10 protein-coding genes and 1 riboswitch are annotated in these 13,778 nt (G+C 67.5%); of the genes, 6 read left to right on the plus strand and 4 right to left on the minus strand.

The genetic code is table 11. From position 1 onward, the window contains the following. Window positions 1-58 precede the first annotated feature (58 nt). Both AC5RVG_RS16070 and AC5RVG_RS16075 read left to right on the plus strand, forming a co-directional pair. The gene (locus AC5RVG_RS16070) at window positions 59-3,643 is read left to right on the plus strand and encodes a TM0106 family RecB-like putative nuclease (RefSeq protein ID WP_494014638.1); all 3,585 of its coding nucleotides are present in this window, start codon (window positions 59-61) and stop codon (window positions 3,641-3,643) included. Between the two features lie 226 nt (window positions 3,644-3,869). Next, the gene (locus tag AC5RVG_RS16075) at window positions 3,870-4,499 is read left to right on the plus strand and encodes a superoxide dismutase (protein ID WP_494014639.1); all 630 of its coding nucleotides are present in this window, start codon (window positions 3,870-3,872) and stop codon (window positions 4,497-4,499) included. 340 nt (window positions 4,500-4,839) lie between these two features. On the opposite strand, the gene AC5RVG_RS16080 is transcribed toward AC5RVG_RS16075, so the two are convergent. Then, window positions 4,840-5,463, minus strand: a complete 624-nt coding sequence (locus AC5RVG_RS16080) for an FMN reductase (protein ID WP_494014640.1) — start codon at window positions 5,461-5,463, stop codon at window positions 4,840-4,842. A 270-nt stretch (window positions 5,464-5,733) separates the two neighbouring features. Between AC5RVG_RS16080 and fdhA the strand changes: the two genes are divergently transcribed. The 3 genes from fdhA to AC5RVG_RS16095 all read left to right on the plus strand — a co-directional run bounded on the left by fdhA (window position 5,734) and on the right by AC5RVG_RS16095 (window position 9,236). Next, window positions 5,734-6,945 carry a formaldehyde dehydrogenase, glutathione-independent gene (fdhA, locus tag AC5RVG_RS16085; protein ID WP_494001723.1) on the plus strand — a complete coding sequence of 404 codons (1,212 nt, stop codon included), beginning with the start codon at window positions 5,734-5,736 and terminating at the stop codon, window positions 6,943-6,945. Between the two features lie 34 nt (window positions 6,946-6,979). Continuing rightward, window positions 6,980-7,381 carry a GlcG/HbpS family heme-binding protein gene (locus AC5RVG_RS16090; protein ID WP_494014641.1) on the plus strand — a complete coding sequence of 134 codons (402 nt, stop codon included), beginning with the start codon at window positions 6,980-6,982 and terminating at the stop codon, window positions 7,379-7,381. A 739-nt stretch (window positions 7,382-8,120) separates the two neighbouring features. Further along, window positions 8,121-8,297, plus strand: a riboswitch (cyclic di-AMP (ydaO/yuaA leader). Between the two features lie 3 nt (window positions 8,298-8,300). Next, window positions 8,301-9,236: a M23 family metallopeptidase gene (locus tag AC5RVG_RS16095; protein ID WP_494014642.1), complete on the plus strand. Its 936-nt coding sequence runs from the start codon at window positions 8,301-8,303 to the stop codon at window positions 9,234-9,236. An 80-nt stretch (window positions 9,237-9,316) separates the two neighbouring features. Here AC5RVG_RS16095 and AC5RVG_RS16100 read toward each other — a convergent pair whose 3' ends face one another. Next, window positions 9,317-10,261, minus strand: coding sequence for an aldo/keto reductase (locus tag AC5RVG_RS16100; RefSeq protein ID WP_494014643.1), 945 nt, complete (start codon window positions 10,259-10,261; stop codon window positions 9,317-9,319). A 149-nt stretch (window positions 10,262-10,410) separates the two neighbouring features. On the opposite strand from AC5RVG_RS16100, the gene AC5RVG_RS16105 reads away from it, so the two are divergent. After that, window positions 10,411-10,839, plus strand: a complete 429-nt coding sequence (locus AC5RVG_RS16105; protein WP_494014644.1) for a very short patch repair endonuclease — start codon at window positions 10,411-10,413, stop codon at window positions 10,837-10,839. A gap of 106 nt (window positions 10,840-10,945) precedes the next feature. Here the strand turns inward: AC5RVG_RS16105 and AC5RVG_RS16110 are convergent, their stop codons facing one another. Then, the gene (locus AC5RVG_RS16110; RefSeq protein ID WP_494014645.1) at window positions 10,946-12,634 is read right to left on the minus strand and encodes a thiamine pyrophosphate-binding protein; all 1,689 of its coding nucleotides are present in this window, start codon (window positions 12,632-12,634) and stop codon (window positions 10,946-10,948) included. Next, window positions 12,631-13,692 carry an agmatinase gene (gene speB, locus AC5RVG_RS16115; protein ID WP_494014646.1) on the minus strand — a complete coding sequence of 354 codons (1,062 nt, stop codon included), beginning with the start codon at window positions 13,690-13,692 and terminating at the stop codon, window positions 12,631-12,633. The genes AC5RVG_RS16110 and speB overlap by 4 nt, the downstream gene beginning before the upstream one ends. Between the last annotated feature and the right edge of the window lie 86 nt (window positions 13,693-13,778).

Genomic DNA, 13,778 nt, shown 5'->3' on the forward strand with positions numbered 1-13,778 from the left:
TTGGGGGGACCCGCCGCCGGCCGGGTTGGCACCTGCGCACCTGTTTGAAGGAGGCACCGTGTTTCTGCTCGACTCCGAAGTCGACGGGGCTGACCGCGACCTGGTCTACACAGCCAGCGACCTCGTCGTCGCCGCCCAGTGCGAGTACCAGCTGCTGCGCAAGCTGGACGAGAAGCTGGGGCGCTCCCCCGTGGCGGATTTTGGCCGCGACGAGATGCTCGAGCGCACGGCGGAGTTGGGCGATCTGCACGAGCACCGGGTCTTGCAGCACTTCCGCGACACCTTCGGCGCCGGCGTGGCGGAGATTGCCGAGACCCGCAGCTACACGCGGCAGGATTTGCAGGCCAAGCACGACGAGTCGATCGCCGCGCTGCGCTCCGGCGCAGACGTGGTGTTCCAGGCGTCCTTCTTCGACGGCCGGTTCCATGGACGGTCCGATTTCCTGGTCAAAACCCACAACGACGGCGGAGCTGCCGCCTACGCGGTCTATGACACCAAGCTGGCCCGACACGCCAAGGTCACCGCGCTGCTGCAGCTGGCCGCGTACGGGGACCAGCTCCTCCAAGCCGGCATCGCCGTGGCTCCCACCGTGACGCTGGTGCTGGGCGACCGGCGGCACAGCAACCACAGCCTCACCGACCTGCTGCCGGTCTTCCGCGAACGCCGCACCAGGTTCCTCAACCTCGTTACCGCACACCGCGAACAGCCAGACCCGGTCCGTTGGGGGAACGAAAGGGTCACCGCGTGCGGACGCTGCAACTACTGCTCCGAACAGGTTGAGCTGCACCGGGACCTGCTGCTGGTCGCGAACATGAGCACGCTGCGCCGGCGCAAGCTGCGAGCGGCCGGGATCTTCACCATCGACCAATTGGCCGCCCTGGAACTTCCACCCGGTGAACCGACAGACGGCGCGCTGGCCCGGCTCCGCGACCAGGCACGAATGCAGACCGGCTCCGCCACGCCGGACGGCCGGGTGACCTACCGCAAGGACGGCACGGAACACGAGGTTTCGTACCGCGTGCTGGAGCAGCACACACTGTCCCGCCTGCCTGCGCCCAACCCCGGCGACATCTACTTCGACTTCGAGGGCGACCCGCTGTGGCAGGACGAGGACGGCGAGTGGGGGCTGGAGTACCTTTTCGGCGTGGTGGAAAATCCGCCGGCTGCCGGCACGGCCCCGCCGTTTAAGCCCTTCTGGGCGCACAGCCGCGCCGGCGAACGGCAGGCGCTGGCGGACTTCCTGGAATATGTCGCCGATCGGCGGCGCCGGTATCCGGGAATGCACATTTACCACTACGCCAACTACGAGAAGGCCGCATTACGCCGGCTGTCGCTGCAGCATCTGGTGGGTGAGGAAACCGTGGACGGTTTGCTGCGCGAGGGCATCCTGGTGGACCTCTACGACACGGTCCGGCACAGCCTGCGGATCTCGGAAAACTCCTACAGCATCAAGAAGCTCGAGCCCTTGTACATGGGAGACAACCTGCGGTCCGGAGACGTCAAGGACGCCGGAGCCTCCGTGGTCGCATACGCCCGCTACTGTACGGCCAGGGACGCCGGCAACGACGCCGAGGCAGACACGGTCCTGAAAAGCATTGCCGACTACAACGAGTACGACTGCCTCTCCACGCTGGAACTGCGCAATTGGCTCCTGCGGTTGGCGGCCGAGCGCGGAGTCGTGCCGGGGCGCACTGCCACCCCCGCGGCGGCCGCTGCCTCTGCCGCGAGTGGGACGTTGGCCGCCGACGACGAGCCGCTGCCGCCGGAGGAGCGGCGGCTGCACGACTACGTCGAGGCTGCCGCCGACAGGGCCGCCCGCCGAAGCGAAACGCTGTCCGCCGATGAACAAGCCGTCGCCATGGTCGCGGCCTCGGTCGGCTACCACCGGCGGGAAGCGAAGCAATACTGGTGGGCGCATTTCGACCGGCTCGACGCCCCGCTGGAGGACTGGGCGGATACCCGCGACGTCTTCACCGTGGATTCCGCGCGCGTGGTTTCCGGGTGGGAAAAGCCGACGTCGCGCAGCAACCCGGTCCGCGTGCTGCGGCTCACCGGCAGGCTGGCACCCGGATCCACCATCAAGGAAGGCAGCCTGCTCTGCCGGCTCTACGACCAGCCCTTCCCGGAGTTCCTCTGCGACCAGAACGACGGCGTCAATCACCGCGCGTTTTGTTTCGGCGCGGAAGTGCTGGAACTGGGTGCGGACGGTGAGAAGGACACGCTCCTGGTAAAGGAGCGGCTGCCCCGCGGTGCCGACGAGTACAGCGAGCCGCCGGTGGCGCTCACACCCGACCAGCCGCTGCCCACCACCTCCATCCGGCAGGCCCTCGCAGACCTCGCCGCTGCGGTTGCCGGCACACTGCCCGGCTTCCCGGCCGAACCGGCGCTGGACCTGCTGCGCCGTCGCCCGCCGCGGCTGGCAACGCTGGCGCGGCTGCCCGAGGTCCAGGACCACCCGGACGGCTACGTGGACGCCATCACCGCCGCCGTCGCCGACCTGGACGATTCCTACCTGGCGGTCCAGGGACCGCCGGGCACCGGCAAGACCTACGTCGGCTCGCACGCCGTCGCCCGATTGGTGGCCCGGGGCTGGAAGGTCGGTGTCGTCGGCCAGTCGCATGCCGTGGTCGACAACATGCTGCGCGCCGCCATCGAGAAGGCCGGCGTGCCGCCGGAAGTCGTTGCCAAAAAACCCAACGGCGACCACGACCTGCCGTGGCCCAACCGGAGTACGGACGATGTGGCCCGGTTGCTCGCCTCCCCCGGGGGCGCGTTGATTGGCGGCACGGCGTGGACCATGACGGGGTCTGCTGTCCCGCCGAAGTCGCTGGATCTGCTGGTCATCGACGAAGCCGGCCAGTTCTCGCTGGCCAACACGCTGGCCGTCTCCCGGGCCGCCAGGCGCCTGCTGCTGCTGGGTGATCCGCAGCAGCTGCCCCAAGTGACCCAGGGAACGCATCCGGAACCGGTCGACGAGTCGGCACTCGGGTGGCTCTCTGACGGCCATGCCACGCTGCCGCCGGAGCTGGGCTATTTCCTCGCCCTGAGCTGGCGCATGCACCCGGGCCTGTGCCGGGCCGTCTCCGTCCTGGCCTACGAGGGGCGGCTCAAGTCGGCGCCGGCCGCCTCGCTGCGACGGCTGGAAGGAGCTCCGCCCGGGGTGGAATGCGTGTACGTGAACCACCACGGCAACGCGACGTCGTCGCCCGAAGAGGCCACCGAGGTACTGGCCCAGGTCCGCCGGCATCTGGGCCTGCCCTGGCGCGCGGACGGCACGGCCCGGCCGCGCCCCCTGGCCGGAACGGACATCCTCGTGGTGGCACCCTACAACGCGCAGGTCCAGCTGATCCGTTCCGTGCTGGACGGCGCCGGGCTGGCGGAGGTCCGGGTGGGCACGGTGGACAAGTTCCAGGGCCAGGAAGCGCCGGTTGTGATCGTTTCCACCGCGGTGTCCGCCGCGTCCGAGGCGCCGCGCGGAATGGAATTCGTGCTTAACCGGAACCGGAACAACGTGGCTGTCTCGCGCGGGCAGTGGCGGGCGGTTATCGTGCGTTCCCGTGCCCTCACGGACTACCTGCCGGCACGGCCCGCCGGACTGGAGGAGCTGGGGGCGTTCGCGGGGCTCTGCGACTGCACGAACTAACCTCACCGCGTCCGCTCTCTGGAGGTGGAATGTCGTCTTCGGGGGTCAAACCGCCCGACAGGCTGCGGATGCGGGGCTACGTCAGTGGCGAAATTCGCTACGGTGCCAGCCTCGGTCATGTTTGAATGAGGATTGGCAGCTTGGCGGGCCAACCACCCGTTGTCCGTGCCGGCTGGAAGTGTGCACTGAGTAGTTTCCGCACAGTAATTCCGACGAGAGGAAGAACATGAGCAAGTACGAACTGCCCCAGCTCGACTACGATTACGCGGCCCTGGAGCCGCACATCTCGGCGAGGATCATGGAGCTGCACCACTCCAAGCACCACGCCACCTACGTGGCCGGCGCGAACACCGCGCTGGAGCAGCTGGCCGACGCCCGCTCAAAGGGCGAATTCGGCAACGTGCCGAAGCTGTCTAAGGACCTGGCCTTCCACCTCGGCGGGCACACCAACCACTCGATCTTCTGGAAGAACCTCTCCCCGGAAGGCGGCGACAAGCCCACCGGCGAACTGGCCTCCGCCATCGATGAGTACTTCGGTTCCTTCGACGCGTTCCGCGGCCACTTCGGCGCCGCAGCGCTGAGCCTGCAGGGCTCGGGCTGGGCCGTGCTGGCCTACGAACCCCTGGGCGGCAACCTGGTCATCGAGCAGCTCTACGACCAGCAGGGCAACATCCCGGTAGGCACCATTCCGCTGCTGATGCTGGACATGTGGGAGCACGCCTTCTACCTCGACTACGTCAACGTCAAGGCCGACTACGTCAAGGCGTTCTGGAACATCGTCAACTGGGCCGACGTCGCAGCCCGCTTCGACTCCGCCCGCACCGGCGCTTCCGCGCTGATCACCCCGGCCAAGTAACACTGGCCAACCGTGCTCAGGCACGGAGATGACCCAGGCACCGCCGCTGGGCCGGACAACCGGCCCAACGGCGGTGCCTCATCGTTAAAGATGTGTGTCGATGACTTCCTTTGGCCGCCCCGACAGCAGGCTCGTCCTGCGCACGGCGCCGGGCACCAAGCCGACCTAATCGACGGTCAACGACCAGGACTTGTTCGAGGCCGACGGCATCAGCAGCGATGACCAACCGGAACGTTTTTAGCCACGGCAAAGGCCCGGTCGGGGTGGTGACGCTGCGCGGGTGCGCATCGCTGGACCACTCCCGACCGGGCCTTCGTCTTGCTCAGCGGTAGGCGCTCATTCAGTGGCCGACGCTGGCGAGGATCTCCTCGAAGCTTTTGGATTCGACGCCGCCACGGCCGCGCTCGGTTACCGGAGCGCCCTCCACCAGGTCGACCAGTTCGGCGGCCGCCCGGTCCGAGCGCTCGGACAGCCCGCCGGTTCCCGCCTCGCCGGCGCCCCAGTCCTCCGGTGCGGCAAAGACCGTGGTTTGTACCGTGCGGGCACGGAGGTAGCTGAACAACGGACGGACGGCGTAGTCCAGGGCGAGCGAGTGACGGGCGCTGCCACCGGTGGCGCCCATCAGCACCGGTTTGCCGGCGAGCGCGCGCGGCTCGACCACATCGAAGAAGGACTTGAACAGCCCGCTGTAGGAGGCGCTGAAGACCGGGGTCACCACGATCAGCGCATCGGCTGCCACGGTTGCCTTGAGCACTTCGTCCAGCTTCGGCGCGGCGTAGCCGGTCACCATGTTGTTGGCGATATCGACGGCGTAGTCACGCAGCTCCACCAGTCGGACCTCGGCCTCGACGCCCTTCAGGCGGAACTGGTCCACGGCAGAGGCAGCCAATTGGTCAGCCAGCATCCGACTCGAGGACGGAACGCCGAGTCCGGCGGATATAACAACGATCTTGCGCTCTGACACTGAGACCCTCCTGGTTTGTTCATGCAATCGCATCTAGATGGGTCAACCAAGGCACCGCGAAGATTATTCCGGGGCGAGCCGACGGCGGAGGGCGGGGTCGCCATGCTTCCGCCGCGGGCGTCGGCCCGCAAGAAGCACACGAGCCGCCTTCGACCGGCCACAAGAGGTGTTGGACTGCAGGGTTAAGGCTGCCTCAACCCTAGCCAGCCCCCATCCAAGAGGGCTACCGTGGCACCCACCATCCATGACTTTCGGATCAGAGGAATCCCCATGAGCAGCAATCGAGCAGTGGCTTACAAGGAACCCGGCAAGGTCGAAGTGATCGACATCGACTATCCAAGTTTCACGCTCAAGGATGGTCCGGGGGTCCACCCGGACAACGTGGGCCGGCAGGTGTCGCACGGAGTCATCCTGCGCACGGTTGCCACCAACATCTGCGGCTCCGACCAGCACATGGTTCGGGGCCGTACTACTGCCCCGAAGAACCTGGTCCTGGGCCATGAAATCACCGGCGAAGTCGTCGACGTCGGCTCCGACGTGGAGTTCATCAAGGTCGGCGACATCGTCTCCGTCCCCTTCAACATCGCGTGCGGACGCTGCCGGAACTGCAAGGAGCGGAAGACCGGCATCTGCCTGAACGTGAATCCCGAGCGCCCGGGCAGCGCCTACGGCTACGTGGACATGGGCGGCTGGGTGGGCGGCCAGGCCGAGTACGTGCTGGTCCCCTACGCCGACTGGAACCTGCTGAAGTTCCCGGACAAGGACCAGGCGCTCGAAAAGATCATGGACCTGACCATGCTCTCCGATATCTTCCCCACCGGCTTCCACGGCGCCGTCACCGCCGGCGTGGGGGTTGGATCCACCGTGTACATTGCCGGCGCCGGCCCCGTGGGGCTGGCCGCTGCGGCCAGTGCCCAGTTGCTCGGCGCCGCCGTCGTGATTGTCGGGGACATGAACGAGGGCCGCCTCGCCCAGGCGCGCAGCTTCGGCTGCGAGACCGTGGACGTCTCCCAGGGCCATCCCAGGGACCAGATCGAACAGCTTTTGGGCGTCCCGGAGGTGGATTGCGGCGTGGACGCGGTGGGTTTCGAGGCCCGCGGGCATGGCAAGGACGCCCAAGAGGCTCCGGCCACCGTGCTGAACTCGCTGATGGAGGTTACTGCGGCCGGCGGGGCGCTGGGCATCCCGGGGCTGTACGTCACCGGCGACCCGGGCGGAATCGACGAGGCCGCGCAGAAAGGCTCGCTCTCGCTCTCGCTGGGCACGGGCTGGGCCAAGTCGCTCTCCTTCACCACGGGGCAGTGCCCGGTGATGAAGTACCACCGCGGCCTGATGATGGCCATCCTGCACGACAGGGTGCAAATAGCGAAGGCCGTGAACGCCACGGCCATCCCCTTGGAGGACGCGCCGAAGGGCTATGCGGAGTTCGACGCCGGTGCCGCCACAAAATACGTGCTCAACCCCAACGGTTACATCAGCTAGGCCCCGCGACGGGGCCTTGAACCTAGGAGCAAACATGGACACCGTCACCTTGGAAGACGCCCGCCGGGTCATTGCCGCCGCCGAGGCCAAAGCCGCCGACATCGGCCAGCCGATGAACATCGCCGTCGCCGATGCGGGCGGGAACCTGGTCTCGCACGTGCGGATGGACGGGGCGTGGCTGGGCAGCATCGACATCTCGATCAACAAGGCCTTCACCTCGCGGGCGTTCGACATACAGACCAAGGACCTGGGCGACAACTCGCAGCCGGGCAATCAGTTCTACGGCATCCATGCCAGCAACCACGGCCGCATCATGATCTTTGCCGGCGGGATCCCGCTCTCCCGCGACGGCCAGGTGGTCGGTTCGATCGGCGTCAGCGGCGGCTCCGGAGAGCAGGACCAATCGGTGGCGGAGGCCGGAGCGGCGGCAGTCTAGTTTTGGCTCCGGAGCCGGTCAACACCTGATTATCGGCACCGGGCCGCGGACCCGAGTCCGGGTCAGCGCCTGATCGTCGGGACCGGGCCGCCGGCCGGGATCCGGCGCCTGCTCGCCGGGCTTGGCCTGCTGCGCCAGCCGAACTGACCGGTACGCGGCTACATCCGGATGCCTGCCCCTGCTTGTTGCGTTCATCACGGCAGGCCTTCACCGCGTCCGCAGTCTGCGCCGCCACGATTCACTGCGCACTTCCCCGAGAGCAGCGCTGCGAAGGCTTGGTGCGCGCCGGGCCGCCAATGCTAACTGGAGGCTGCCCGGCGGAGGCGTTACTCCCGGGCGGGGGTCCGATAACGGCCGGGGAACGGCGTGTAACCTCCGAACACTCCCGGCGCGGGGCGCGGATAACGGCCCGGGAACGGCGTGTAACCTCCGAACACTCCCCGGCGTGTAACTTCCGCTCACTCCCCGGCGCGGGGGCTCCACTAACGGCCCGGGACCGGCGTGCAACCTCCGATCACTCCCCGGCGCGGGGCTCCGCTAACGGCCAAGCAGCGCCGCGAATCCAAGGCGGATGCACACTCCGCCCAATTAAAGGAATCACCTCAGACCGAGGAACTTCTGGTGACAAGGAACACGGATAACGAATTTGTAACGCCGCGTGTCGCTCCGGTAATTTTTAATTTGTTCCTATCTATCTAGGTAGGCATCCGGTCCGCCCGTCTAACCCTGCCAGCGGACCGCAAGAATCGAGCTTTTCATCGAAGGCAGGGGCGGAGGAACCACTTACGGTGCTTGGGGGCACCTCGGGGTGAAGTCCTCACCGGCACAGTCGCACTCTGAAATCCGACTGCCGGCAGGACCGAGTGAACTCTCGCTCGAATCCGACAGCTAACTTCGCAGGCGCAAGAGAGGAAACCCTGTGAACAACCCTGTGCGCGGTCGTCGCCGTTCCGACACCCCCACGAATGCCCTGTCCAAGATCTCGCGTTCCGCCCTGGCGAAGATCACCCGTTCCAGCGAGGGCTCCCCTGCCCGCCGCGAAGGGGAAGCATCCCCGGCGGCCTACTCCCTCGCCCGCAAGACCGGCCTGGCTGCCGTTGCCGCCGGCATCTTGGCCGCGGCAGTGGTCCCGGTGGCCCAAGCCGGCGGCACTACCGACGTTGGTTCCGACCGCGCCTCCGAGCAAAGCCCCGTGCAGATTCAGGCGGCCCAGGAGGCCGAAATCCGCTTTGACCGGGCCAAGGTAGCCAGCAAGGCTACGCCGGAGGAAGCCCAGGTTGCCGCCGAGGCCGCCGAAAAGAAGAAGGCCGACGAAAAGGCGGCGGCCGCCAAGAAGGCCGAGGCCGAGAAGAAGGCGAAGGCCGAAGCTGCGGCCAAGAAGGCTGCAGCGGAGAAGAAGGCAAAGGCCGCGGCCGCAGCCAAGAAGGCCGCCGCAGCCAAGGCGAAGACCGTCGGCTTTGCCACCGGCAAGCTGGCCGCTCCGATCCCGAACATGAACCAGACCTCCGGCTTCGGCTACCGCCAGAACCCGATCACCGGTGCTGCAGGCGAGCTGCACACCGGCATTGACTACGCCATGGCCTGCGGCACCCCTGTCCACGCGGCCGACGGCGGCAAGGTCGTCGAGGCCGGCTGGCAGGTTGGCGGCGGCGGCAACCGCATCGTGGTTCAGCACGGCAGCGGCCTGAAGACCACCTACAACCACCTGCAGTCGATCGGCGTTTCGCTGGGCCAGAAGGTGGCCAAGGGCCAGGCCATCGGCCAGCTGGGCACCACCGGCAACTCCACCGGCTGCCACCTGCACTTTGAGGTTGTCAAGGACGGTCAACTGGTGGATCCGGCAGGCTGGCTCTAACCCACCCTTGACGACGGCGGACCTTCCGCCAGCGACGACGGCGATGCCCACGCGGCATCGCCGTCGTCGTTAAGGGCGGGTCAGGCGAAGGGCCTCGACACCCGGTCCAGGGCGGCAACTTCGTCGGCGGTCAGCTCCACGTCCGTGGCGGCCATCAGCTCCGGCAGCTGTTCGGGCGTCCGGGCGCTGGCCAGCGGAGCGGTAATGCCGGGCTTGGTCAGCAGCCAGGCGAGCGCGGTTGTCGTGAGGGAGATGCCGCGCGACTGGGCGACGGTCTCCAACGCGTCGACGACCGCGAAGCCCTCGATCGTGAGGTAATCACGGAGCATGCCGCCGCGCGGGCTGCTGTCGGCGTCATCCGTCGAGTGGTACTTGCCGGACAGGAAACCGGCGGCCAGCGAGTAGTACGGGAACACCGAGAGGTTGTGTTCGCGGGCCAACGGAGCATAGCCCTGTTCGTAGTCTTTGCGGGCCACCAGGTTGTAGTGCGGCTGCAGCGCGACCGGCAGCGCGAATCCGTTCTGCTGGGCGATGTCCATCCACTCGGCGATGCGCTCGGGAGACAGGTTGGACAAGCCGATCTGGCGAACCTTGCCCTCCCTCACCAGGGCGTCGAACGCGGCGGCCGCCTCAATCAACGGGGTGCCCTCGTCGTCGTAATGGGCGTAGTACAGGTCGATGTATTCGGTGCCCAGCCGCTGCAGCGAAGCCTCGGCGGCAGCAGCCACGTTCACCGCCGACAGTCCCTGGAGCTCCGGATGGCCGCCGACCTTCGTGGCAATGACGACCGATTCGCGGTTTTTCCGTTCGGCCATCCAGCGGCCGATGATCTCCTCGGATTCTCCCCCGCGGTTACCCGGAACCCACGCGGAGTAGCTGTCCGCGGTGTCAATGAAGTTGCCGCCGGCCTCGGTGAAGGCATCCAGCACCTGCTGTGAAACGGACTCGTCCGAGGTCCAGCCGAAGGTGTTGCCGCCCAGAGCGAGCGGGAAGATCTTGATGTCCGAAGTGCCGATCAAGCGCATCGAAGGTCCTTTCGAAGGTCAGGGGCGGCCTTCGCATGCCGCTTACGTTTAACCTAGCAGCGGCGGACGGGCTCCCCGGACGCGGGAACGGCGCAGCCTGGCGGTCGGGAGCCCCGCCGGGCAGTAGCTCGCTCCCCTAGACTTTACGTATGGCCGACTCGCTGACCCCGCAGCAGCGCAGCGCCAACATGGCCAAAATCCGCGGCAAGAACACCAAACCCGAGCTGTTGGTCCGGAAACTGCTGCATGCCAAGGGATACCGCTACCGCCTGCATGGCAGCGCACGCGGCGGGAAGCTGCCGGGCAAACCGGATCTGGTTTTCGCCGGACGGCGGAAAGTGATCTTCGTCAACGGCTGCTTCTGGCATGCCCATGACTGCAGGGCCGGCCGGCATGCGCCGAAGTCCAATGCCGGCTTCTGGGAAGCCAAGCGGACGCGTACGGCTGCCCGCGACGAAGCCCAACGGTCGGCGCTGCAGGCGGCCGGCTGGCAGGTCCTGACCGTCTGGGAGTGCGAGTTCAAAAAGACCGGCGATCTGGCCGCGCTCGAGGACAAACTGGTCGCTTTCCTCGCCTGAGCCGGCCCACTGGCAACAGCCCCTCCGCCCGAGGGGAAAATCCCGGGGTGGAGGGGCTGTTGGCCAGGGGGAACGCGGCAATGGGTGGACCCCCGTCCGGGTTGGGTCAGAGGTGCGTGGGGGCGAACATCTTCAGCAGTGTCTCGACGACGACGACGTTCGGTCCCTCGGCGGCGAAGCTCTCCCGGAGTGCGGGGCCGACATCCTCCGGCGCTACCCGGCGTGCCGGCACACCAAAGGCCTGTGCCAGCGCCACGAAGTCCGGCCGCGCCAGTTCCGTTGCCGTCGCCCGTCCGAACGCGCCTTCCATGTATTCGCGCAGGATGCCGTAGCCGCCGTCGTCCACAATCAGCCAGGTGACCGGAAGGTCATGCTGTCGGACGGTTGCCAGCTCGCTGATCGAATACATGGCCGAGCCGTCGCCGGAGACGGCCAGCACGCGCGCGGGCTTTCCCTGGCTGGCCAGGCCGACGCTGCCGCCGATGGCGCCGGGAAAACCGTAGCCCAGGCCGCCGGCGCCCTGCGCCGAGTGGAATTGACCGTCGCGCGAGTCCCAGCAGCTCCAGGCCCAGTACGCGGAGATGGTCATGTCCCAGAAGGTTTGCATGTCGTCCGGCACGGCCTCGCGGATGTCCGCCATGAAGGTCCGCTCCTTGGCCAGGTCCTGGCTGTTTAGGCGGGCCTGGACCTTGGTCAGGGTGTTTTTGACCAGCTGCTCGGGCGTTTGGCCGTGCCAGTCGGGTCCGTTACCCGGATCGCCGGAGAAGGCAGCGTCCAGCGCCTGCAGTGCCTGGCCGGCGTCGGCGCGGATGCCCAGGGCCGGGCCGTTGGACTCCAGGACGCGGGGTTCGGCGTCGATCTGGATGATCCGGCCCCGCGGTTCCATGGTGAAATAGTTGCTCGTCACTTCACCCAGCGACGAGCCCACGACCAACAGGACGTCCGCCTCTTCGAGGAGGTCCGTGACGTACCGGTCCTCGACCCAGGACTGCAGCGAGAGCTCGTGGTTCCACGGGAACGCGCCGTTGCCGCCCGGCGAACAGACCACCGGGGCACGCAGCTTTTCCGCGATGGAGCGCAGCCACGGTTCTGCCTTGCCCCGGCGGGCGCCGCCGCCGGCGATGATGGCCGGCCGCTTGGCCTCGGAGAGCCAGTGCACGGCTTCCTTGACCAGCTCGGTCCGCGGCGGGTTGTCGAACGCCTCGGCCAGCGCGTCCTCCACCGGCGGCACCATGATCGGGTCCAGCAGCACGTTCTGCGGCACCTCCACCCAGACCGGTCCCTGCGGCGACGAGATCGCTTCGGTCCACGCGTCCTGAATGGCCGACGGGATGCCGGACGCGTGTTGGATCAACCGCTGGCTCTTGGTGACGTTGGCCGCCGATGCCTTTTGGTCATCGAGCTGGTGCAGCATGCCCTTGCGGCGCGCGCCCAGGCCTTCCAGTGGAATCTGGCTGGCAATGACCACCATCGGCACGCCGGTGGCATAGGCCTCCTGCAGCCCGGCCAACGAGGTCAGGGCGCCGGGGCCGGTGGAGAGGAACAGCACGCCGACCTCGCCGGTGGCACGCGAGAACCCGTCCGCCGCGAAGGCGGAGTTGTTCTCCACCCGGGATGAGACGAAGCGCAACGGCGAACGGGACAACGCGTCGAACAATCCCAAGGCATGCTGCCCCGGGATCCCGAACACCGTCGTCGCGCCCAACGCACTGAGGGTTTCGACGACGAGGTCCCCGCCGTTGCGAACGGTCGGTTCGGCCGGGGCCGTGGAGTCGGCTTTCCCTGCTGCTGTCATTTGAAGGACTCCTGATCCGATCCCTTGCCGCCGCCGACGGTGGCGCCCGCGCGCTTCAGCGCCTGAGCACTGTAGCCGTTGCCGGACCCACGTGCCGCGGTATCGGCCATCAGCGAGACAAGTTCGTACGCCACGTGGCTGCCGGCAACCCCTGTCATCTCCGCGTGGTCATAGGCGGGGGCCACTTCCACCACGTCGGCGCCGACGAGGTTCATGCCGCGGAACCCGCGGATGATTTCCAGCAACTCGCGGCTGGTGATGCCGCCGGCCTCCGGGGTGCCGGTGCCGGGTGCGTGGGCCGGATCCAGTACGTCGATGTCGACCGAAATGTAGAGCGGGGTGTTGCCGATCCGGTCGCGCAGCTTGGCCACCACGTCGCGGACGCCCTCGTAGTAGACGTCCGAGCTGGTGACGATGCCGAAACCGAAACGATGGTCGTCGTCGAGGTCCTTCTTGCCGTAGAGGGGGCCGCGGGTGCCCACGTGGCAAATGGCCTCGGTGTCCAGGATGCCTTCCTCCACGGCCCGGCGGAACGGAGTGCCATGCGTGTACTCGGCACCGAAGTAGGTGTCCCAGGTATCGAGGTGCGCATCGAAATGCAGCATGGCGACCGGACCGCCTGCCCGCTCGGCGGCCGCGCGGAGCAGCGGCAGGGCGATGGTGTGGTCACCGCCGAGGGTGACCAGCTTGGTGCCGGCTGCGGTCAGGTCGAGGGCGTTCTGCTGAATGGTCTCGATGGCTTCGTTGATGTTGAACGGGTTCACCGCCATGTCGCCGGCGTCGGCCACCTGGACCTCTTCGAACGGGCTCAGGTCCCACGCGGGGTTGTACGGCCGCAGCAGCCGCGAAGCCTCGCGGACGTGGTTGGCGCCGAAGCGGGCGCCGGGGCGGTAGGACACGCCGGAATCGAAGGGTACGCCGACGACGGCGATGTCCGCCTGCTGCACCTGGTCCAGGCGGGGCAGCCGGGCGAAGGTGGCGGCTCCGGCGTACCGCGGGACGCGGGACGAATCGATCGGGCCAAGATGGCCGTTGGCTTCCACACGTAGCTCTTCCATGGTTCTCCTCTGAGGGGTGCGGGCGGCGGGCTGGGGGTCGGCCATTCGGAGCCGCGGATGGCTGCATGCCGTACTGGAACGACCGA

The sequence above is a fragment of the Arthrobacter senegalensis genome, assembly GCF_059091765.1.